Raw genomic sequence first — 22,249 nt, 5'->3', positions numbered from 1 at the left:
AACTTATCTATTTCAAAATAGTATCAATTTTTGCTAACTCTGCTTCACTGAAATCTAAATGATCGAGCGCTTTTAGATTATCCATTAATTGGCTCACACGACTTGCGCCAATAATAACTGATGAAACGGAATCATCTTTCAAATCCCATGATAAAGCCATTTCAGCCAATGATTGGCCACGACTAGCGGCCACTTCGTTCAAGGCTTTGACTTGAACAAGCGTTTTTTCAACACGTTCTGCGGGTAATGAGTCGAAACGTTTTACACGAGAATCATCAGGAATGCCATTAAGGTAGCGATCCGTCAATAAGCCTTGGGCCAACGGACTGAACGCTACTGTCCCAATTTTTTCCTGTTTTAAGACATCTTTCAACCCATCTTCAATCCAACGGTCCAACAAGTTATAACGAGGTTGATGAACGACAATTGGCGTATGTTTAGCTTTCAACAACTGAATCATCTTCTCAGCTTCTGGTGCACGGTAATTAGAAATACCGATATATAGCGCCTTACCTTGACGTACCAACAAATCTAAAGCTTCTGCTGTTTCTTCCAAAGGTGTATTTGGATCTGGACGATGATGATAAAAAATATCGACATAATCCAACTGCATGCGTGACAAAGATTGATCCATGCTAGCAAACAGATTTTTCTTTGATCCCCACTCACCATAAGGACCTGGCCACATATAATAACCAGCCTTCGTTGAAATAACCATCTCATCACGATGTGTCCCTAAATCTTCACGTAAAATGCGGCCAAAGTTCTTCTCGGCAGCCCCATCACCGTAATTATTAGCTAAATCGAAATAAGTAATTCCATGATCAAATGCTGTTTCAATAATTTCTTTTTGCGTTACTAATGGTGTCTCATCACCAAAGTTTTTCCATAAGCCTAAAGCGATTGCAGAAACTTTTAGACCACTATTGCCTAAACGATTATAAATCATTTTATCATAACGTTTTTCATTTGCTTGATACATTAACTATCCCTCCAAATCTAACTACAGCTTAATTATAGCGCTTTCACAGTTGCTATACAATTGCCTTTTTTCCACAAAAAAAGGACAGTCAATTGACTGTCCTCTTCTTGTGTTCAGAAATAAAAGGTTTCACATTCATTATTTACTACTATTAGTCCTGGGGGAACTTATATTAATTTATTAACGAACTGCTTTACCCTGTCTATATTTCATGAACCCTGCCACAGAAAGCAACATGATGAAGCCAATTACTGACATACCCATCTGTTGTGTATCCCCTGTCTGTGGCAATGACCCGTTTTTAGAAGTTGTCATCGCAACCATATGTGGCTCGTTGGTTGTTGAATGATTCAATTCTGTCGGCGTCTTTGCTGGTACTTCTTTTGACGTATCAGGTTTTTTTACATCTGGTTCTGGTTGCTTACCCGTCAGTTCAATGCCAACCTCAGTTGAATAACTTGCAGCTGAAACTGAGCCGAATCCGGTTATCACCATTAGCCCAAATGCTAAAGTACTAAACAATAATACCCTTTTAAACATCGTGTTAATCATTCTACACCTACTTCCCCGTCAGTGTTTTGAGCTTACTTTTTGTCTAATTCTTCAAGTAATTGACGTTTTGCTTCTTCAACTGCTTCTTCTTTATCTTTCTTATTCTTACGACGTAAGATCAGGAAGAGAATCAAAAAGAGTAATAGTAAGATTAAGAAACCGGCAAGAATATACCACATTGTGTAATCCTTTTCCAAATCTACAGCTTTCTTATTAAGTTTCTTAGCATCAGCACCATTGATTGTGAAGTTTTGTTTCCATTCCCAATGGTTTTTACCAGAGTCAGCAGTCATTTCAAGACGGTATTTACCCGCTTTGAATTCCTGATTATCCCAGCTAATTCCGTAATTAAAGTTAGTATTTGGTGCCATCGTCATGTTTGATGTTTTAGATTCAAACAAAACTTTTTTACCATTTCTTGCATACACTTTACCGTGTACTTTAAGATTTTTAATTGCAGTCATTTTATTATCTTGTAACTTAACTTTCAACGTATTACGGTAATTTGCTTGTCCAGGTTTAATTGATAACAATTCCATATTTGGTTTAACTGAAGTTGTGTTTTCACGAAGCGAAACGCCCACAACATAAGCATAACGGTTCTTTATTTGAACCCCTGACTTATCTGCTTTTTCTTTCGCTTTATCAATTTTTTCTGTGAAGTAAATACCACCAGCGATTAAACCAGTATATGGTTTAGCAGGCATTGTCACATCGATTTTTTGTTTAATAGCTGATTTAGCAGGAATCGTTACTGTTGTATCTGTTGTTGCTAATTTTGAAAATGGCTGTGTCATAGATTTATCTAGTGTCGGATTAACAGCTTTATATTCAACAACCCCATTATCATTTGTCATCGCAGCATTCGGATGGACCTCAACCGTCACAGCTTTGTTCGTTGCATTTTTCATATCAACAACTAAAGTTTGTTTCTGGTTAGGCTTCATCTTCAAGTCAAAATAAGTTTGATTCTTATCAATCTGATTTGATGGTATTTGTGCTTCAACTGAGAAGCTCATTGCCGCAGCTTGCACCTTGGCTACCTGACTACCTGCAAAAAATAAAACGGTTGCGAATGCGGCAAAAATGCCCGCTGTTACTCTCTTCTTCATCACTAAATATCTCCTTTTTCTTCTTCATACAAAATTAATTAAATTTACACGCCAGCATCAGTTAAAGTCCATGTTAGATCTGAAGAGTATTGTTCTCCAATTACTTTAGCTGTGCTACCCGGTACCACCAATTGAACACCGCTATTTTTTCCATCAGAATCAGCGTTAGCAGCATCTCCAAACATGTCCGTTGTCACACCAACATTAGTTGATGAAAGAACCGGCTGACTTTTGCCATCACCTGAAAGTGTCACGTCTTGTGTCGTTGCATCATTAGCATCAGCCGTTGTCTTAGCGGTTGGTGTGCTAAGGTTTAACGTTGCACCCGTTAACTGTGTCGTTTTTGATACAAATGGCGTATTAGAAACACTCAGTGACCAGTGGCCTGCAAGTTTATTAGTCACTTGAACATACTGACCAACGTCCTTAGTATTACCTTCATCAAGAACTAACTTATCATCGGCATCACGATCATCTTGGTACTGAGTCACATTATCGAACGTTGCACCATACTTCTTATCAGAACCCGAAACCTGAATTTTCCCAAAATGAATGGGTGAAATATAATCAATTCTCAGGTCTCCGGTTCCAGGAACGAATGGATTAGTTGGGTCAGTTGGCTTAACTGGTTTTGTTGGGTCGGTTGGATCAACCGGACTTGTTTGTTCAAGTAATTTCAAACTAGTATCTGTTGTGCCTGTTTGTCCGTCGCTAGCAATATCGCCACCAGCAGCAAGAACATTAGCACTACTAATTCCTAACGGTATGAGGAAGGTCGTTAATGCTATTGAACTAATTAATTTAGTTGTCATTTTCATAAATAGGCCCCCACCTTTCTGCTACCCGTTAGAAATTATCCTTTAAAAGCGTCATCCGTTAATGTCCAAGTTAATGTTGATGTGTATAATGTATCTTTAACTTTTTTAGTTGTACCAGGAACTGTTAAAGCACCCTCATCAAAATTAGTATCTGTAACACCCATACCAGTATCAGCTTTTGCTCCAGAATAATCAACTGCATTTCCAGAACCATCTAATTTAACTGATGTTGCAGGTGTTGCTATATATTTATCGCCGTTATCATTCGTTGATGAACCCTTTGTTAATTCAAATGTTGCAGCAGTCAATACGTCTTTAGCGTCAGTTGCAAATTCTGTGTTCGCAACCTTAACAGTCCAACCAGCATTGCTTCCACGGTTATCTGTAACTTGTGCGTTAGCTTTTACAGCATCAACAGGATAAGTAATATCACTACCACTAATTTTTTTTGAACCAAAGCTGATATCACTAACGTTTGTTAATGTTAAATCACCCTCAGGATCCGTTGTATTTTCTGTAAATGTTGCATCTGCTTTACTGTCTTTACTATTAACATCAGCAGCAAATGCTGGAGTTGCTAGTGCTGAAAGACTCATAAGAGCCATTGAGCTCACTAAAATTCTTGATAATTTCATTATGTTTCCCCTTTGTGTTATCCCTTTTTTTTAACCAGTAATTAACCGGCGAAAGCGTCATCTGTTAATGTCCATACTAAGTCAGTTGTATATGTGTCGCCAGCATTCTTTTTAGATGTACCAGGAACTGTTAATGTTACGGCATCTACAGCGTCTGCTGCGTCTTTACCAAAAGCATCAGTCCATGTACCCATTCCTTGGTCAGCTTTAGCTCCCATTACTGTTGAAGCATCTGTTCCAATAACTTGAGCAGTTTGTGTTGCAGTTGGGTCTACAGTAGGATCTACAGCATTTTTACCAGCAACTGTTTGTTTGCCAGCAGCAATTGCTAATTCAGCACCTTTTAAAGCATCACCGCTAGAAGCAAATTGTGCGCCTTCATTAACTGTTAAAGTCCATCCAGCATTTGTCCCACGTTTATCTGTAACTTGAACGTAATTAGGAACTTCTCTTGCATTATCAGGATCAGCTGCATCTGTAACACTTTGTAATTTAGCTTTGTAAACTTGGTTATCACCAGAGATGATTTGTTCGCCAAATGCAAGACTTGATGCGAAATCAAGTGATAAAGGACCAGCTGTTCCGGGTTCAACGGGGTTTTTTGGGTCTGTTGGGTCAACGGGTGTAACTGGGTTCGTTGGATCTGTTGGATCAACTGGATCTGTTGTGCTATCGTCATCCTTAAAGCTTACACTACCAGTTGAATGATATACGCCACCCTTTGATCCATCTGCTTTTGTTGCTGCTGATACTGAACTTGATGCTGCTACCATACCTAATACTGCTGCTGAGCTAAGTAAAATTTTTGACATTTTCATAATTTATTTCCCCTTTTGTAATCTAAGTTTTTTTATTTTTTTTAAACAAGTTAAATCAAGTGACTATTTAGATTCCCGCATCCGTTAAAGTCCAAGTAATATCTGATGAGTATTTTTGGTCAACAAGTTTTTGGCCACCTGGAACTTCTAATTTAACTGAATCATGTACATCTTGGTCTGATTGTTTTTGAACATTACCAAAAGCATCAGTCCATGTTCCGGCACCTTCACCGTCAGCTGCTGTCATAACAGCTTCATCTTTAGTCCCATCACCAATCACAACTGTTTTGTTTAAATCAGTTGGACCTTTTTTTGAAGCATCATCATCAGCATTACGTGTGTTTTGGTTTGTTAATGTCATTTGAGCACCCTTGATAGCTGATGAACCATCTTCACTTGTAAATGCTTTTGTTTGAGCAACCGTTAACTTCCAACCTGAAACAGATCCACGGTTATCAGAAACTTGTAGGTAGTTAGGCACTTTGTAGACCTCGCCAGCTTTATGAGCATCTGAATCAGCAGCTGCTGTTACTTCAACAAGATGTGCATCATAAGTTGCTTTGTTACCAGAAATCTTTCGGCTACCAAAGTTAAAGTTTGAAACGTAATCAATTGATAATGGGCCACCTGTTCCAGGGTCGACTGAAGGATCTGTTGGATCAACTGTTCCGGGTTGTCCAGGATCAACAATACCAGGGTCAGTTGAACCACTATTTTTTGTATAAGAAATGATACCGTGTGATTTGTATGTTTGTGTTTCATCAGCTGATACAGCTGATGTTGATGCAGTTACTCCCATAAGACCTAATGTACCTAAAAGTACGACGTTTGATAATTTCATAATCAATTTCCCCTTGTTTTATCTTTTTTTATAAAGCACTATCTGTTAATGTCCACGTTAAATCTGTTTTGTAGAACCCTGCAACCTTTTTAGTGGCAGCTGGTACAGCAATTGAGATACTTGTTTTTGCATCTTCATTACTTGTACCGAACGAATCTTCCCAGGTACCCATACCATGGTTTTCTGTCGCCGTTAAGACGGTTGATTCATCCCCACCAGCTGCGATTGCCACTGTTTTAGCCGCAGTTGGTTTCATTGATACATTGTTCTCACCCGTAGCAGTTCCATGCGTTAAAGTAATAACAGTTCCCTTTAATTCATTCTTACCACTCATCATGGGTGTTGCTTCTGAAGCGGTTAGTTTCCATCCACTATCTGTTCCTCGATCATCTGTCACTTGAATGTAGTCTGGTGTTTCAATTTCTTTCCCATTCTTGTCCGTCATATGATTAAGTTCTGCATAGTAAACTTCATCTTTCCCTGAAATTTTTTGCTTATCAAAATTGATATTTGACGCGTAATCAATTGATAATGGGCCAGCAGTTCCTGGTTCCGTTGGATCTATTGGATCTAGCGGATCTGTTGGATGCGTTGGATCTACTGGCGGTATTACATCTGTATTTTTGTAATATTCAATGTAACCGTGAGAAGTATAATTCACTGTTGTGGCATCTGCATGAACGACCTGCGCAACCCCCAGCAATGAACTAGCTCCTAATAAAACACTTAGAATCAATTTTTTTGCCATTGATTTCCCCCCTTCCCCCGATGGAAATATCGTACATAATAAAAGTTTTTAAAGTTTATTACCTATTTTTTATGGTGCAGTAACCATTGACCAGTTAATCTGACCTGTATATGAGCCTTCAGCATTCATTAAGTTTTTGTCCTTACCAGCTAACTCAACTCTAACGGTGTTCTTTGTCCCACTTAAATCAATTGGATCTGGTTTAGCCAAATCATCTTCATCAGTAAGTACAGCTACACTTTGATTACCATCAATGTTTTCAGATGTACCCATTGCATTAACAAAATAAACAACTCCTGATAAGGTCTTACTTTTATCAACAGTACTTGTTAGGTCACTCGATGAAACGTAAAGTGCATAATCTTCTTTACCTGGATTATCTAATGTCACTTTATAATCGTCAGGAGTATCATCCTTGCCTTTAAGCTTTAACATCTCAGCCGCATAAGGTAAAACCACACCATCCTTGTTACCAAAATGAATTGATGTTGGCACATGTGTTAAGGCCGCTGGGCCCCCAGTGACAGTTATTTTGACATGTTTGTTTAGCGTAACTGTTTTACCAGCATCCTCATAACTAGCCGTCACAATTGCTTTCACGCCTGTACTGAATCTCGTTGAATCTTTTGTTAAGTTTGTATATGAAACTTTAACATTCAGTGACTTACCATCCGCCAAGTACCAAGCCTTAGCAGCTGATTTTTTAAGAATCAACGCATTAATAGCATCTGTTGATAAAGTCGCTAATTTGTCAGTCTTAATAACCGTAAAATCATTAGCTTCAATGGCTGCGAGCTTATCATGGTTTGAGGCATCATCCAAGACATTAACTGGTACGGGAACTTTAGCCGTTTCTTTAGGTGTCACATCCGTATCTGTTAAGAGCATATCTTGAATATAGAAACCGACCGTTTTATTATCAATCGGTTTTTTCGATGGATTCGTCGTATCAATTGTTAACGTATGTTTATTATCAACTGTCTTCTTGGGATCTTTTGGATCTGGTAAATTCATAATTGTTAAGTCTTTAATTAACGTATCTTCATCAGTTGAAACAGTTCCACCTAATTTAATAATCTGGGGCAATCCTGTTGCACCCAATTTAAATAGGTTAACGGTAACTTTAACAGGGAATTTTTGTACATGATTCTCAGTATCGATAGCCGTAATTGTTACTTCATTGGCACCTGATTTTAACTTAGTAGCGTCAAGCTTTACTGTATAATCTACAGAAGTAGCTATTTTCCCAGTATCATAAGCCGTTGTTGCTGAAGTTGTGCCATCTGGATACGTCACTTGGATGTGTCCTTTAGTGCTATCAGGATCTGAAACCTTCCCTGTAATCTTAAGCGCATCTGTTTGGTCCGCATACGCATTGATTGTTGCCGGTGTAGCTGTCGCAACAGGTGGTTCTTTTGATGTTGATATAGCACCATAAGTCAGATAAGACCCATTTTCAAGTGTGTCTCCATGTGCTAATGATCTTGGATTGGCCTTCAATATAATTGCAGCCTGAGCATCGCCAAGCTTCTTTGATGGATCAGCCATATCTATAATAGCAATATTCTCACCAGTAGGAGAATCTTCCATTCCGGCTCCATTTATACCATCTTGGAAATAATAATGCATGGCACCGACACTTAACATACCGACACTATGCGGTGAATTTACAGGGTAAAAATTACCAGCCGAATAATTCGTCCAACCGCCCATGTTATTACCTGTCACAGGATCATTCATTGCTAGCTGTAAAAGATCTCTCCGACCTTCCATCGTCAACCCAGCCTTAGGCGCCAGACTTAACACAGGAGTATCTGCTTTATCAACAAAAGGTTGTACTCCTTCGACAGCGCCAATCTCTCTAGTCTCAGCTGCACTATTAGTAATCATATAATACCGATAAATCCCGCCTGCATTATCATATAATTCTTCGACAGTATAACTTAAATCGTATTCCTTATCATACATCGTTGCCTTAAAACCAGTGTTAGTCGTATTTTTATAGAGATGATAATCATTAATGTTCACTCCTGATTGTAAAGCAGTGAAAATCGAACTATCATCCACACCGTTCTTGGCAGTAGGAGAGTATCCACGATCTTCTGGGACAATTCCATTAACAATGATTCCATAAGCACTTCCTGAAGTGCTATTTACCTTAAAACTATCACTTGGATCCTTCTGAGATGGGAACATCCAACTACTTGTGTTAGTCAAATTGTTATATTTATTCCTATTGCTCACTTCATTAGGTTGAAATTTCCTATAGTAATTACCAAAATACATAGCAGGTTCATCTTTATTATCCGTGGCACCTGATGGTGTAACGAATGTTTTTGCTGACGTTGATGCATAATCCGTGCTATCACTCTTATCATCCCATGTCGTTCTTGTTCCCAGCGGATCCTCTTTAGGTGCTACATATCCAGAAGTATCAGCCTTAGTTGTTTTAGTTTTGTCTGTTGTTTTTTTAGGTGCTACTTTTTCTGTTGTCTTTTTAGTTTTATCCGTAGTTTTGTCTGTTAGTATTTTAGACGATTCTGTCTTTTTAGTTGCTGCAGTTGCTTTTTCAACTGTTGTTTGGGCATATACCTGTCCGTCTGTATTTTTATGATTTATGGCTCCACCAGCCAATAATCCAGCTAAAATTGCACCTGTCATTAACGTTAATGACAGCCAGCCTTTTTTACTACTATTATGTCGTTCCATATTCGGTTCCCCCTAAATTTAATCAATACTCTGTTTTCTTGCCCGAATAAAATATTAGCCCCACCAATATTTTATTTGCTACCCTACTCATAGAATGAAAATCGTACTTAACTTCTATTTTTACGCTACAGTCATTCTACTACATAATTTATTTCAATGTTAAATCTTTTATTTTATTTTTTTTAAAATAATTGAAATGGACGCTTTTTACAAAAAATTGATGGCTACAGAAATAGATATTCCGTAACCATCCGCTTGTTCATTCAATTAACTTAACCACTTATTTTTTATTCTTCTCACGCGCCATTTTTAGCATTTGTTGATATTTTGTTACTTCAGCCTGTTTCTTACGGTTATCTCTAACCAACTTCGTAATCAAGACAATCAGTAATAAAACAATTAACAAGACAGCAATTAATAGATATAGCCAAGTATAATCATGTTTAATAGTGACATCTTTTTTATTTAACTTTTTGGCTTTTTGGCCATCTATTCTGAAATCTTCGACAAGATGCCATTTTTGATTTTTAGATTTAACAGTCGCGTGTAGCGTATACGTTCCAGGTTCCAAGGCTTTTCCGTCTAACGGAATCGGATAAGCAAACAATGAACTAGGCGCAATCTGCATCCCCGCTGTTTTTGACTGATACAACACCTTCTTGCTGCCGTGACTTGTGATAGTTGCCTCAATCTCCGCTTGATTAAGAAACTCAGGAATTTGATTATCTAGTTTTAATGAAATCACATTGCGGGCATTAATCTGCTCTGCTTCAACCCCAGCCATTTTCAAAGTTCTTTTTGACGTATTCGGTTGACCATGCAAGACAATGGCTTCATTGAAGACAAAACGATTATTAACAAGCGTATCACCCTCTTGCCCATTCATAGCCTTCTTGGTTTCTTTTTCACTAACTTGCACACTCCCTGCAACGACACCTTCAAATGTTGTTGCAGGCATGGTAAGATTAAAAGGTATCTTTTCAGTCGTTTTCGCGGGAATTTGGTAACGCGCTACTCGTGACTTGACTAAGTTGGTTAACGGTATCGCTGATTGTGTTAAATTTGTTTTAGTTGCTGCCTGATACTCGACCACGCCATTATAATTAGTCGTCGCTACTCTCACTGTTGGTTCCACCGTAATTGGTTTATTTGAGACGTTCGTGACATCAACGTATAGTGTGGTTTTTTGATTCTCATTTAACTTCAAATCAAAATAGGTGACGTCTTTATCTAATTGATATGCATTCGTCTCAGTCGTAACTTTAAAATTAATCTGATCCGCCTGCACCGTTTGGTTACTACTTATTAGAAAAAATAATGCGCCTATTATATAGTAGAAACTGAAAATGATATTTCTCTTTTGTCTATTCATTATACCCACCTATTCAGCTTTTACTTATTCGTCGGTGCATTGTTCAATGACCAAGTCACTTCTGTTTGATAAACTTCAGCCATCTTAGTTGTTGCTTTAGGAATTGCGAGGCTCACACTTTTATCTTTCGTTTCCATATTGCCAAAACGATAGATCCAAGTCCCGTATCCTTGATCACCAGTTGCACTGACAACCGTCTTATCAGCACCCACGGATAAATCAAAATCTTTTTGGTAGTAGCTAGGCTTTTTATCACTAGACACTGATGCCAATTCCGCATGACCATAATGCAAGACCGCACCAGTCAATTCTTTGTTCGTCTTATTCGACTTAAACTGTTGGCTTTGTTTAACATTTAAAGTCCAACCACCGAGTTTCCCAGTTAGATTGGACACTTGAATATAGTTAGGACGTGAAGCCCTATTTTTCATTTCTTGTGCCTTAGCATAGTAGACATTATCTTTTGTGTTAATCTGATTAGTTCCGAAATCCAAAGAAGACGCATAATCAATCGTTGTGTCCCCACTCTGATAAACCATTGACGCTTTTGAATGTTGAGATATTTCTTTTGCAGATGCAGGCTTACTTGTCCCCATGATCAGTAGCCCTAATAGTGCTGTAATGGAAATCAATAGTTTTATCAATCGCATGTTTGTCCCCTTCCAATTGTTCATGGCATATATATTTTACTATAGCACATTGCGACCCTTTTTTTCACAAGCAAATTATCTATTATTTTAATTTTTTTTAATTAATAGAAATGACTGTTAAACGTTTCCCTATCATAATTAAAACGGTATGTATTACCTTGGAGGTTATTTTATGAATTTTATCTTTAACAAAGACGATATTCGAAAATTACAATTATTTTCGTTTCTCGAAAGTAGCTACGCGCAGACAGCCACGATTAAAGAAATCAAAACGGCACTTGAATGGTCAACATTCATTACAACAACTGCAGCTACAGAATTAGAAAAAGACATCACTGAATACGAACTAGAATCATATTATACAATCATATTTGAAAATAAAGCAATTAGTTTACAAAAATCAGGTCGAGATTCTATTAATCATCTTATCTATGTCTACGCAACTAATTCGGCTAACTTTAAACTATTAAACAATATTTTAATGACTGATGCTAATCATTTTGACATAGATGCGTTCGCAGAGTCTATCTTTTTGAGTACCTCAAAAACGTATCGGATTAAGTATGCGTTGGATGATGCATTAACTGATTTAGGGTTAAGTATTGATTCTGACTTTAAAATGGCTGGACCAGAAGAAAAAATCAGAATGTTTTACTACCAAATATACTTGGAAGTCTATAAAAATTATGAATTTCCATTCAGTGACGCCATTGATGCTGAATCAAATAAATTATTCAACCAGATTATGCCCTTAATCAAAACGATTCCAACACATACCCAAATTCTCAAGTTAAAATTTATGTTTGCTATCTTGTTGCAACGTCTATCTTTTAATCATTCGATTAATACTTCAGATGTCTTCTTACAACCACTAGCTAATCCAGATTTAGCAAAAGAAATTGGCGCTGTTTTAAAAGACCACGATCTCACCGCACATTTATCGGCGTGTGACCAACATGCTGAAGCAGCATTCATTATCAACTTCCTTTATTCGGAAGAGCTTATTTCTGCTGAGATTTGTGAGCCAGCTCTTAAACAGAAAATTACAACATTAAATAATTCATTTTTAACCGAGCTTAACAGCTTTTTTAATACTGAGTTGTCTGAAAAAATTAAAAGTCAGATTTTTTCAGGATTATCTGCCATTAATTTCCAACATTTTTACAAAGTACCACTGTATTTCAGCTGGAATACAGTGGTAAATGATACCATCCTAAACGAAAATTATAACTGGTTCTATCTATTTGTCGATGATTTCATCAAAAAAGATACAGATACTATCGCACATTTAATTGATTTAACAAAATCAAATGAATCAACGAATCTCAAGTCTAACTATATCTTCCTTTTGATTAGATTCCTTGAGACAGCCTCAGTCGTCAAACCAGTCACTGTTACCATTGATTTTTCTGCGGGTCGTAACTACAACGAATTAATCTATAAGAGTTTAAAAGCTTTACCCTTCTTCAATATCAATGTGAATTTTCGTTTATCTAAAGATACGGATATTTATCTGTCTGACTTCTTATTAGCAGATGTCGATTCACATTATTTAATCTGGGGTGCACCACCTTTAGCAACTGACTGGGAGACCTTCGCCAATGTTCTAGTTGCTGTTCGTAGTAATTCAGGAAGCGGGGATCCAAATGACGAAAAAGAAAACTAATGATCATTATCATAAAACATCTTTATATTATGGCGGAATAACCCTGATTTCTTCATTACTCATAGGTGGTCCCGTATTGGCCGACTCAACTCTTGTCCACCCAGTTGATCCCATTAACCCAAGTCAAGATGCAACACCTATTAACCCAAAAGGACACAAAGAAAACCAGGATAAAACAGCTCCTAAACCAGTTACCAAATCAAAAACAATCACAGAAAAAAAGAAATTAAAGGCTGATAAAGAAAAAGCCCTTGCCGCTTCTCCTATCGCCTTTCTATCTGACAAAGAACAACACCCTGTGACACCGCCAGATCAATCATTTTCACATACCGCATCAGGAAACATGGCCTACCATATTTCAGGGAGACTGATTCACGGTGTAAAAGGTGCTAACACATAATCTAACTGATTTTTAAAAGCTCGCTAATTCGTCTTATTTGTGCCACTATTAGTCTCATAGATAAGGGAGTTGATACCATGTTTAAAAAGATAAATGATTATATAAACAACCATTATATTAAAACGTTCGTGTTGGCGTTAGCCGTTGCAACCTTACTTCGCGTTGCAATTGAATTTTTTGTGAATGGTCATTTTTTAATGATTGACTGCCTTGCAGCCGCTGTGGTCACTGTTGTCGTTGCGGTTTTAATTGGGTTCGATTTTAAAAAAAAATAAAAAATCTGCCCTAACCTACTTTTTAATGAAGTAAGTTAGGGCAGACTTTTTATTTTTGTAAGTAACTGGTAATGCCACGTTCAAACCGAGCTAAGCCGTCTTCAAGTCTTGCTTTAGGGCAAGCATAGTTCAGACGAATAAATTGACGCCCATTTTTACCGAATATGTCACCCGCCGACAAGTACAAGCCGGTTTCTTTTCGGATAAAATCACATAATTCAGTCGTATCTTCGGTAACTTCAGTACAATCAAGCCAAGCCAGATAGGTTGCTTCAGCATGAATGACTTTTACTTGAGGCACATTTTTGCGCATAAATGATTCAAGATAAGCCTTGTTAAGCATTAAATAATCAAGTAGCTCACGTAACCACGCATCCCCTTTGGTAAAGGCCGCAATCGCAACTTCAATCGCGAACACATTGGGTTCAGCGACTTCATCGGTGTTGATACCACGATTCACTAACGCTCTAATTTTAGGATTTGGCACAATAATACTTGCCGTCTGCATCCCCGCAATATTGAAAGTCTTCGTTGGCGCTGCGCACATAATCACATTTTGCGCAATTTCAGCAGAAACTGACGCAAATGGCGTATAGGCATATCCCGGATGAGTTAAATCACAATGAATTTCATCTGAAAGCAACAAGACATCATACTTCAAACAAAGGTTACCCACTTTTAACAACGTATCACGATCCCAGACTTTTCCAATCGGATTATGGGGATTACAAAAAATGAAAAGCGTTGTCTCTGGACGAGCTAATTTTTCTTCCAAATCTTGATAGTCAATGCGGTAATTTTCATTTTCAAAAATGAATTCACTCGCCAACACATGACGCTGGTTATTGATAATTGAATTATAAAAAATATTATAAACCGGTGATAGTACCACCACATTGTCATTAACCTGTGTCATTTTGCGGACAATTGACGAAATTGCTGGCACAACTCCGGTTGAAAATAGGATCCAATCCGTTTCCATTTTAAATTGATGCTTCGTTTCCCACCAGTTAGCAACAGCTTCATAATAGCGTTCTGGCACATCTGTATAACCTAAGGCTGGTTTAGCCAGTCGATCCGTGATGGCTTGTCGAATTTCAGGTGCCACTTCAAAATCCATATCCGCTACCCACATCGGTAACTCACCTTCTTGGACATCCCACTTCATTGAATCCGTATCAAAACGGTTCGTCATTTTATCAAATTGACTCATTAGACTTGCTCCGATTTAACTTGATAGGTTGTTTTAGCTTCATCAATACTGTCATCATCAATAATCAGTTCGTCAATGCCAGCAGAAATAATTTTACCTGAAATTGGATTTTTAACGCTCTCTAAGTGAGATGTTACGTCAATATCAACTGTTGAGTATTCAAAAGCAAGATCCGTATGAATAATCTTGCTATCGCCTTTAACCGTCACATCTTCCATGTAACAGAAACCTTGTTCACTGGCGATTGTACAGTTAATAAACGTGACATTTTTTGAATTCCAGCCTAAATATTCACCTGTAATTTCTGAATCGTAAACTGTGACATTCTCACAATTCCAGAAAGCATCTTTTGTGACAATTTTAGCATTGTGAATTTCAATATTTTTTGCCCCATCAAATGCGTAATTACCTGTTAAGGTGAAATTTTTGATGGTTATATCTGAACTATTCATCGCAAAATAATTGCCGTTAGCCACTACATCATTGAGTTCGATTTGACTACAATTCCAAAAAGTTTCTTCTGCGTTAGGCAATTGAACATGATTTAATTCAATATCTTGGCCACGTCTAAATGTTTTAGGTGCTTGAATAACCGTGTTGTTAATTTTAATATGATTTGTGTACCAAATACCTGAACGAGCTGATTCTGTTAAAATAGAATCGTCAATTTGCACGTTTTTGCTGTACCAAACTGGGTATTTCCATTTAAAAATATCATTTTTTAATGTTATATCTCGGCTTTCTTTTAATGGTGATTCCCCATTTTCAAAAACTGAATCTGTAATCGTCATTTCCTTGGCATTAAAAAGCGCACGTTCTCCGGTTAATACTTGTTGATCGATAAATTTCATTATTAAGTCCTTCTTTCTATTCCATAGTCTAATCATACAACTTAAAGTTAACTCTAAGTCAAGCAGTTATCACAATCTATTGTGTCCTTGTTAAGGCTAAAAAGTCTCGCAATTGTTATTATATTTCTGCCTATGTTATACTAAGTATATAAAAAGAAGCCCTGCTTGAACAGGACTTCTTTTGTAGAACCGTTTAAGACGGTGACTAGACTTAAGTTAAGAAATAACCGTTATCTTGCCAAAGATAATGAAGTGCCCCAATAAAGTTGGACTTAAAAATCTAACTTTATTGGGGCACTTCATTAAGAGATGGTTATTTTTTTGTCCTAATTTTACAATGACGAGAACTAATCCTATAAATGACATCCATCTCTTTATATAGACTCCGTTTTTATTTTACTGACATTGCTTACGCACGAATGCTAATACACCGCTCAATAGAATTAATCCTAATCCTGCCCACATTGATTGGAAATTAATTTTCTCACCTGTTTTTGGTAATGTTCGTCGCTTAACTTCTTTTTTACTTACTGGTTGTTTCACTTTATTGCCTTTTTTCATAATAACTTTAGTTTGTTGTTTTTTCTTGGTTACATATTTTTGTGGTATTTTTTCAGATGTATGCCCGAGTATTGGTTTATCTGCCCCTGATGTATCTGGTTTATTTACTACCGATTTATCCGTACCTGGTACATCTGGTTTGGGAACTACTGGTTTACTTGGTGTCACATCTTCTGTTCCGTTACCCGTTCCATTCCCACCATTTTTAGGTGTATAAACTGCAACCGTAGAAGTCGTAAAGTCTTCCCCAGTTAATTCTCCTGAGTTAGCATATGTGGTTGAAACACCCTCATCAGTTGCTCGTGTATCGTAATTCATCACAACTGTATCAGCTAAATCTCCAAGAGTCAGTATGAACCCGGTTTGCCCATTTTCAACAATTTGGTCCTTAGTTATTGCTGACGTTTTATTAAAAGTATTATTCGTATAATATCCATGCGCAGCATCAATTGAACCTGAAATCAAAATTTGATTTGCGCCAATTGTATCCTTATAAATTGCCTTTTTAATCTCTTTTTGTGCATAATTTAATCGAACCGTCCAATGAATCAAGGTTGGATCTTTAGCATCAACCGACCCCCATTTATATAAAGTTTCAACTTGATCAGGCAACCCCTCACCCTCATCAACGTTAATCGTTGTTTCTCCTGTTACGCCCCAATCAACTGATACACTAGAGCCACTGGAAACCAATTCATGATTCCAGCTAACCCGAACAGATAGTTCGCCTGTGATTGCTGCTTGATTGTGGGTTTCAACATACTTTGTAACTGTCACAATCAGTTTCCCTGTTGTTTTATCAGCTGTTGCATTCCCAATGACTTCCCCATCAGGATTCTCAATTTTGAATGAGACCGTTTGATTTAGAATAAGTTGTTTCGGTAAATTAATCGTCATCTGATCGCCAGACTTCAAACCACTATTAGCTGGAATCGTGAAGTTATAATGAGCTTGCATATTATCATATTGCTTAAAATCAGTTTTTACCTGACCGTTTTCATCCTGTAATTCTGCTTTTGTAACGTAGCTATCTCCTTTATCAGCCGCTTGAGCTTGCTTCCCAGCTACAACTGTCACTATAAAAATGGCCATTAAAATAACTCCGATACGCTTCATTCTTTTTCCCATTTGGCTAATCTCCTTTTATTTATGTTTAATAATCCCTTTTTTATCTCTCAACAGCCGTTTTAATTCTGATAATTTGCGATAAGAAACATACGCAACTGCATCATTTTTAAAAATAATCGTTTTTTTCTTAAGATCAATTTCTTTTATCCAGTCAAAGTTAACTAAATAACTTTTATGGCTTCTAAATAATATGGGGTAGTCCTCTTCCATATCATTCATTTTGACATTCAACTCAATACTTTCATTCTGTTTATGTAAAATGATTTTATGTGAATTCGTTGCTGTTTCTAAAAAAATCACTTCACTAATGGCCGTTTGGTAAACATGCGCCCCCACTTTGTAAGAAAATAAACGTCCTTTTTCCTCTTTACTAGCTAGGTAACGTTCATTCGCAATACGAAAATCATCAATTAATTTTTCTTTAACTTTTTCAATACCCAGCCCTTTATCAATATAATCCAAAGGTTCAACTTTACGTTCAAACGTCATCATTGCCATCTCAGCATGTGATGTCACAAAGACAATTTTTGCAAATGTATCACGTTTACGAATTTCAGTTGCGAGTTCAATCCCGCTCATGTCATTATCAACCTCAACATCCAAAATATAAAGTCCCGTAATATCAGGGATTTGCTCCAATTTAGCCAGAATATCAGCGGAACTTTTAGACACGACACCCCAAACAACATCAAAATCATTCATAATCATTTGATTGTTTAAAACTTCTTTTTCAGCTAATAATTGTCGTTCATCATCTTCATAAATAAAAATGGATAACATTAATCTACGCCTCTCTTTTCAAAATCACATTTGCTTCAAATTGATTGCCATTGATTCGAACCACAAATTGACTACCTTCATATTTAGCCATCGTCTCCCGAATAATTTTCAATCCCTGACCACGGCCTTCACCTTTACTACTTGAATCAAAGAAATTTATTCTCTCTGTGAGTATTTGATCGAATTCATTTTGCATAATCACCTCATCAAAATCTTGGTAGCGAACTAACGCGATATTCAAAAAGCGGTGTTCTTCTGGTAAATCAATCAAAGCTTCAATGGCATTATCAAACAGAATACCTAGTACTCGAATGGCATCTACACCAGCCATTGTAAATTCAAATTCGGTGTCAACTTCCAAATGGACTTTAATAGCTTGGTTCTGCGCAGCAATAATTTTGTTATACATCATTAACTTAATTTGTTCATTCTGAACCCGCGCAATTGTTTCAAATCCGGTACTATCCATTTTGATTTGATTTCCCGATTCTTTTACAACTTCATGAAAGTATCGACGTAGCTCTTCTCGGTCGTCATTTTGAATATAATGCTCTAATGTAAGTAAAATATTTTGATAATCATGTTTGAAACGTCGAAGTTCTTTATTACGCTGTTCAATTTGATCAATATATGTTTGATGAATCTGTTGTACTTGTAACTTATTTTCAAGTGTCATCCGTTTTGTATAACTGTCGAATACAAAATAGGTCATGAGCAAAATTGCACCAATCACAATCACTAGTACCAAAATAATAACGCCAATAAATTCAAATTGAATTTTTAAGTATCTGGCACTAAAAATAATCAATGAAATTAATGAAATAATACCAATGAAATCATAAAATGATAATTTTTCTAGATAAATACTATCTAAATTTCTTTTCTTTGATAGTCTTTGCTTAATTAAGCGCAATCCCCCCCAAGCAGCTACCCCTAATCCTATGACTAAGAAAAAATGTATTCCTGGATCCGTATCTGTTAATTCTTTAATGTTTGTCTTAAATCTAAATTCGTACAAAATTTTAAAAAGGAATGTTTCGAAGTTAGCAATAATCATGTAAACTACAAACGCTATTAATGATGTGTTAAGCGCATGATACATCGGCAATGGTTTTGAATTCATACAACTATAAAAAGTAAGTGTTCCCATGATATAAATAAAATAACCGATATTTCCAATAACTCCGCAAATTATTGGAAATATCAGTATATCGATTATCATTTTAACTTTTACTTTTGGTGTTTTCTGTACATCTTGGCTCAATAAATACTGAAAAAGACTTAATAAGATAATAGCTTCAAAATCAAAAAGTAACATTTGTAGTGGCGTTACATTTAACATCCGCGGTTTCTACCAACCAAATGCATGTTTAATAGAAGACCATAAACTTCCACTAGTTGCATACCCCATCGCACGGCTACTTATATTATTAGGTCGTTGGAACCCTTTATAATGTGTTGATGCGCTCACGGCACTGCCTGCTTGCATCATCAATATGAAGAGTGCTGATACAGCTAAAATTTTCTTTAATTTCATTAGTTGTTCCCCCCTAAACTTTATCATTTATATCATCCTGTATGTTCGTTACTAAGCTTACTATTCATAAGATAGTTTATCTACCAAAAACACCAAACGTTACATTATTGACCCCAAGCGTTAATAATTTTAATTATTTGACAACCATTCTGTAACACTTTGCCAATTGTCATCTGATACAATAACTCGCGGTATATCTTTTAAATCAGTATGTTGTGTCACAACTCCTGGCTTTAAAGAAAATATTGCTGAAATACCTTGTGTCATTAAATAATTAGCCATTTTTCTAGTCAGTACACCATATGGCGATGCAAAATATCGTGTACTTGAACTTGGTATTTCTTCCTTCAAATGACTTTTATTTTGTTTGAAATCTATTTTAAATGCTTCATAATTTTTATTACTTGCTAAAATTGGGATACCATTTATTTGACGATGCATATTATCCGTATGGTAGCCAATAGTTGCTCTTGACATCTTCGCAACCTGTTTCAATTCAGAAACATTTGCCATCTGTGAGCCATCCATGTAATCACCTATTTTCCCAGAAATCACAAATGATGTGAACGGCAATTGGGTTTTTTTTAATACCGGTAAAGCATTTTCAATCACTGTTCTATCAACATCATCAAACGTAATGACAATATATTTTTTAATCACCTGTTTATGTTGAATCCGCCACACCATCTCTTCAGTAGAAATAACCGGAATATGATGTTGCTTAAGATATGACATTTGTTGTTTAAACTTTGAAATATTGACGTTAAACTGATGTAGTTGTGAATTGGTACTCATTTTTTGTCCCAAACTCACCAATTTATCATCTTTCAAAATTCGATGGTAGCAAAGAACAACGATACCTTTTTTTGATTGATTTAACGTAATTTTTTTATCCGTTTCTAACTGTTCATGTGCTTCTTCTTTTGACATCGTCATCCCAGCATGATCAACTCGCATAAAAATAACACCAATCATTACAATAAGAATAATGCCGATCATAATTTTATGGTTGTGTCCCATTATGCCCTCCTCGTGGCATCCTCTGACTACCGACGATTAATAGAATGATAAATGTCCCTAAAATAATGACATTATAAATCACAAATTGTCTCAATGTGAAGTTCATTAATAAATAAAGTGTTACCAACCCATCCGAATATATTCCTGTTATAAAAAATATAAATAAACCCAGTGAAAAACCCACACTACTCCATGCAACTATTAATAATAATGGTTCAACAATTCTCATGACCCCAACCCGTTTTTTACGAATAATTAATTGGTTCACTGTCATTTAATCCCCCTATCAGGGCTTTCCCAACGCCCATCAGTCTGTTTTGAAAACAAGTACGTTAGCTCTGCTGCAATTGCTGTATATAAATTCAATAACCAATAAAAAATAAGATATATTGGAATCAATAAATTATCACTCATTATAAGGCCTGCTGATTTTCGATTACTAATAATACCTATCAGAAATTGAATTAAGCCAATAACCATATAGATACACAAAATCAACCCATTCATTTTAATTGCACCCGTTCTGAACGTCATAAAAAAATATTCAGCACTAGCAATCAGAAAACACCATGACCACAGGTGGCTAATAATCATCTCCGTTAATAGTAATCGTTCACCAACATCCCCGTTCCACAATATTTTGCGATTTTTCACTAAAACTTCAAGTCCACCTACAGACCACCTTGTTCGTTGCTTGATTAATCCTCTAATGGTTTTAGGAACCAAGATCCAACAAATAGCTTTAGGTTCATATTTAATTTTCCATCCCTGTTGGTATAACTTCCAAGTTGCATCAATGTCCTCAGTCATGGCTGCTTCGTCCCAACCACCAGATGATTCTACAGCTTCAGTTCGGTAAAATGAGATGACTCCAGAAAGGGTCATAATTTGATTCATAAAAAATGATTGTGCCTCTTTAATGTTCGCAATTATACTGGTATATTCTAACGTTTGAACACGACCCAATAAAGTCGTTCGATTACGAACGATTGGTCGACCAGTTACTGCTCCTATTTTTTTATCAGATAAAATGGTCTTTACTAAATATTCAAGTGCATCTGACTGAATATATGAATCTGAGTCAATAACCAATATGTAGTTACTATTTGTTTTTTTTAATGCAGTATTCAGCGCCCTAGCTTTGCCACCATTAACTTTTAAATTTAAAATCCTAATTTTTTCTTGCGTATACTGACGCTTTAATTGGTACATTTTAGATACCGTATCATCCTGACTCTTATCATTAATTAAAATAATTTCATAATTTTCATAGGTTAGTTCCACCAACCCAGCGACTGTTTCAGCAATTGTATCTGATTCATTATATGCTGGTACAAAAATTGAAATCATCGGTTTTTCTGTTACTTTTTCAATCGTCTGTTTTGCGAGATACCGGTTCAATAAGCTGCCTGTAATCCAAACGACTGACATTATCAACGGATAGTAGGTCACAAATGAATTAAAATATATCAGCATCTTTCCACCTTAAACTTCCTTCATTACTAGAACTTTTACAACCTAATTGTACGTTAAATCACTTACAAACTAGCCATAGTCCATCAAACGTTCCCTTTATTTTCT

At 36.4% G+C, this 22,249-nt stretch carries 23 protein-coding genes; 3 read left to right on the top strand and 20 right to left on the bottom strand.

Features of this window, described 5'->3' with window-relative positions:
- Positions 1-7: 7 nt before the first annotated feature.
- The 11 genes from ACVPPR_RS00555 to ACVPPR_RS00505 form a co-directional block, all read right to left on the bottom strand.
- Complete coding sequence (locus tag ACVPPR_RS00555; RefSeq protein ID WP_462298399.1) at positions 8-982, bottom strand: aldo/keto reductase; 975 nt, start codon at positions 980-982, stop codon at positions 8-10.
- Positions 983-1,162: 180 nt separating this feature from the next.
- Entirely contained in the window at positions 1,163-1,534 is a 372-nt protein-coding gene (locus ACVPPR_RS00550; RefSeq protein ID WP_462304332.1) for an LPXTG cell wall anchor domain-containing protein, read from the bottom strand.
- 32 nt (positions 1,535-1,566) lie between these two features.
- Positions 1,567-2,646 carry a DUF916 and DUF3324 domain-containing protein gene (locus tag ACVPPR_RS00545; protein ID WP_462304331.1) on the bottom strand — a complete coding sequence of 360 codons (1,080 nt, stop codon included), beginning with the start codon at positions 2,644-2,646 and terminating at the stop codon, positions 1,567-1,569.
- 44 nt (positions 2,647-2,690) lie between these two features.
- Positions 2,691-3,464 carry a WxL domain-containing protein gene (locus ACVPPR_RS00540; protein ID WP_462304330.1) on the bottom strand — a complete coding sequence of 258 codons (774 nt, stop codon included), beginning with the start codon at positions 3,462-3,464 and terminating at the stop codon, positions 2,691-2,693.
- Positions 3,465-3,499: 35 nt separating this feature from the next.
- Positions 3,500-4,099, bottom strand: a complete 600-nt coding sequence (locus tag ACVPPR_RS00535; RefSeq protein WP_462304329.1) for a WxL domain-containing protein — start codon at positions 4,097-4,099, stop codon at positions 3,500-3,502.
- A 41-nt stretch (positions 4,100-4,140) separates the two neighbouring features.
- Positions 4,141-4,917 carry a WxL domain-containing protein gene (locus tag ACVPPR_RS00530; protein ID WP_462304328.1) on the bottom strand — a complete coding sequence of 259 codons (777 nt, stop codon included), beginning with the start codon at positions 4,915-4,917 and terminating at the stop codon, positions 4,141-4,143.
- Between the two features lie 67 nt (positions 4,918-4,984).
- The gene (locus ACVPPR_RS00525) at positions 4,985-5,758 is read right to left on the bottom strand and encodes a WxL domain-containing protein (RefSeq protein WP_462304327.1); all 774 of its coding nucleotides are present in this window, start codon (positions 5,756-5,758) and stop codon (positions 4,985-4,987) included.
- A 28-nt stretch (positions 5,759-5,786) separates the two neighbouring features.
- Positions 5,787-6,506: a WxL domain-containing protein gene (locus ACVPPR_RS00520; RefSeq protein ID WP_462298411.1), complete on the bottom strand. Its 720-nt coding sequence runs from the start codon at positions 6,504-6,506 to the stop codon at positions 5,787-5,789.
- 69 nt (positions 6,507-6,575) lie between these two features.
- Positions 6,576-9,215 carry a hypothetical protein gene (locus ACVPPR_RS00515; RefSeq protein ID WP_462304326.1) on the bottom strand — a complete coding sequence of 880 codons (2,640 nt, stop codon included), beginning with the start codon at positions 9,213-9,215 and terminating at the stop codon, positions 6,576-6,578.
- A gap of 280 nt (positions 9,216-9,495) precedes the next feature.
- Positions 9,496-10,587, bottom strand: a complete 1,092-nt coding sequence (locus ACVPPR_RS00510) for a DUF916 and DUF3324 domain-containing protein (RefSeq protein WP_462304325.1) — start codon at positions 10,585-10,587, stop codon at positions 9,496-9,498.
- A 20-nt stretch (positions 10,588-10,607) separates the two neighbouring features.
- Positions 10,608-11,237 (bottom strand): WxL domain-containing protein, encoded by a 630-nt coding sequence (locus tag ACVPPR_RS00505; protein WP_462298414.1) that lies wholly within the window; start codon positions 11,235-11,237, stop codon positions 10,608-10,610.
- Positions 11,238-11,409: 172 nt separating this feature from the next.
- On the opposite strand from ACVPPR_RS00505, the gene ACVPPR_RS00500 reads away from it, so the two are divergent.
- The 3 genes from ACVPPR_RS00500 (at position 11,410) to ACVPPR_RS00490 (ending at position 13,578) form a co-directional block, all read left to right on the top strand.
- Positions 11,410-12,903: a helix-turn-helix domain-containing protein gene (locus ACVPPR_RS00500; RefSeq protein ID WP_462304324.1), complete on the top strand. Its 1,494-nt coding sequence runs from the start codon at positions 11,410-11,412 to the stop codon at positions 12,901-12,903.
- Positions 12,884-13,303, top strand: a complete 420-nt coding sequence (locus tag ACVPPR_RS00495; protein WP_462304323.1) for a hypothetical protein — start codon at positions 12,884-12,886, stop codon at positions 13,301-13,303. The genes ACVPPR_RS00500 and ACVPPR_RS00495 overlap by 20 nt, the downstream gene beginning before the upstream one ends.
- A gap of 77 nt (positions 13,304-13,380) precedes the next feature.
- On the top strand, positions 13,381-13,578 hold the full coding sequence (locus ACVPPR_RS00490; protein ID WP_462298417.1) for a hypothetical protein: 198 nt from the start codon (positions 13,381-13,383) through the stop codon (positions 13,576-13,578).
- 49 nt (positions 13,579-13,627) lie between these two features.
- On the opposite strand, the gene ACVPPR_RS00485 is transcribed toward ACVPPR_RS00490, so the two are convergent.
- From ACVPPR_RS00485 to ACVPPR_RS00445, 9 genes are all read right to left on the bottom strand, one after another.
- Positions 13,628-14,791 (bottom strand): MalY/PatB family protein, encoded by a 1,164-nt coding sequence (locus tag ACVPPR_RS00485; protein ID WP_462304322.1) that lies wholly within the window; start codon positions 14,789-14,791, stop codon positions 13,628-13,630.
- Entirely contained in the window at positions 14,791-15,642 is an 852-nt protein-coding gene (locus tag ACVPPR_RS00480) for a DUF3737 family protein (protein WP_462304321.1), read from the bottom strand. The genes ACVPPR_RS00485 and ACVPPR_RS00480 overlap by 1 nt, the downstream gene beginning before the upstream one ends.
- A 396-nt stretch (positions 15,643-16,038) precedes the next feature.
- Positions 16,039-17,331 carry a collagen binding domain-containing protein gene (locus ACVPPR_RS00475; protein ID WP_462304320.1) on the bottom strand — a complete coding sequence of 431 codons (1,293 nt, stop codon included), beginning with the start codon at positions 17,329-17,331 and terminating at the stop codon, positions 16,039-16,041.
- A 15-nt stretch (positions 17,332-17,346) separates the two neighbouring features.
- The gene (locus ACVPPR_RS00470) at positions 17,347-18,111 is read right to left on the bottom strand and encodes a LytR/AlgR family response regulator transcription factor (RefSeq protein ID WP_462298422.1); all 765 of its coding nucleotides are present in this window, start codon (positions 18,109-18,111) and stop codon (positions 17,347-17,349) included.
- Between the two features lie 4 nt (positions 18,112-18,115).
- Positions 18,116-19,453 (bottom strand): sensor histidine kinase, encoded by a 1,338-nt coding sequence (locus ACVPPR_RS00465; RefSeq protein WP_462304319.1) that lies wholly within the window; start codon positions 19,451-19,453, stop codon positions 18,116-18,118.
- Positions 19,454-19,462: 9 nt separating this feature from the next.
- Entirely contained in the window at positions 19,463-19,648 is a 186-nt protein-coding gene (locus tag ACVPPR_RS00460; protein ID WP_462298424.1) for a hypothetical protein, read from the bottom strand.
- Positions 19,649-19,777: 129 nt separating this feature from the next.
- The gene (locus ACVPPR_RS00455) at positions 19,778-20,668 is read right to left on the bottom strand and encodes a polysaccharide deacetylase family protein (RefSeq protein WP_462304318.1); all 891 of its coding nucleotides are present in this window, start codon (positions 20,666-20,668) and stop codon (positions 19,778-19,780) included.
- Positions 20,652-20,942, bottom strand: coding sequence for a hypothetical protein (locus ACVPPR_RS00450; RefSeq protein WP_462298426.1), 291 nt, complete (start codon positions 20,940-20,942; stop codon positions 20,652-20,654). The genes ACVPPR_RS00455 and ACVPPR_RS00450 overlap by 17 nt, the downstream gene beginning before the upstream one ends.
- Positions 20,939-22,144 (bottom strand): glycosyltransferase, encoded by a 1,206-nt coding sequence (locus ACVPPR_RS00445; RefSeq protein WP_462304317.1) that lies wholly within the window; start codon positions 22,142-22,144, stop codon positions 20,939-20,941. Before ACVPPR_RS00445 ends, ACVPPR_RS00450 begins: the two co-directional genes overlap by 4 nt.
- Positions 22,145-22,249: the final 105 nt, after the last annotated feature.

Source organism: Dellaglioa sp. L3N, assembly GCF_054941095.1.
This window is presented reverse-complemented; position numbering and strand designations above follow the sequence as displayed.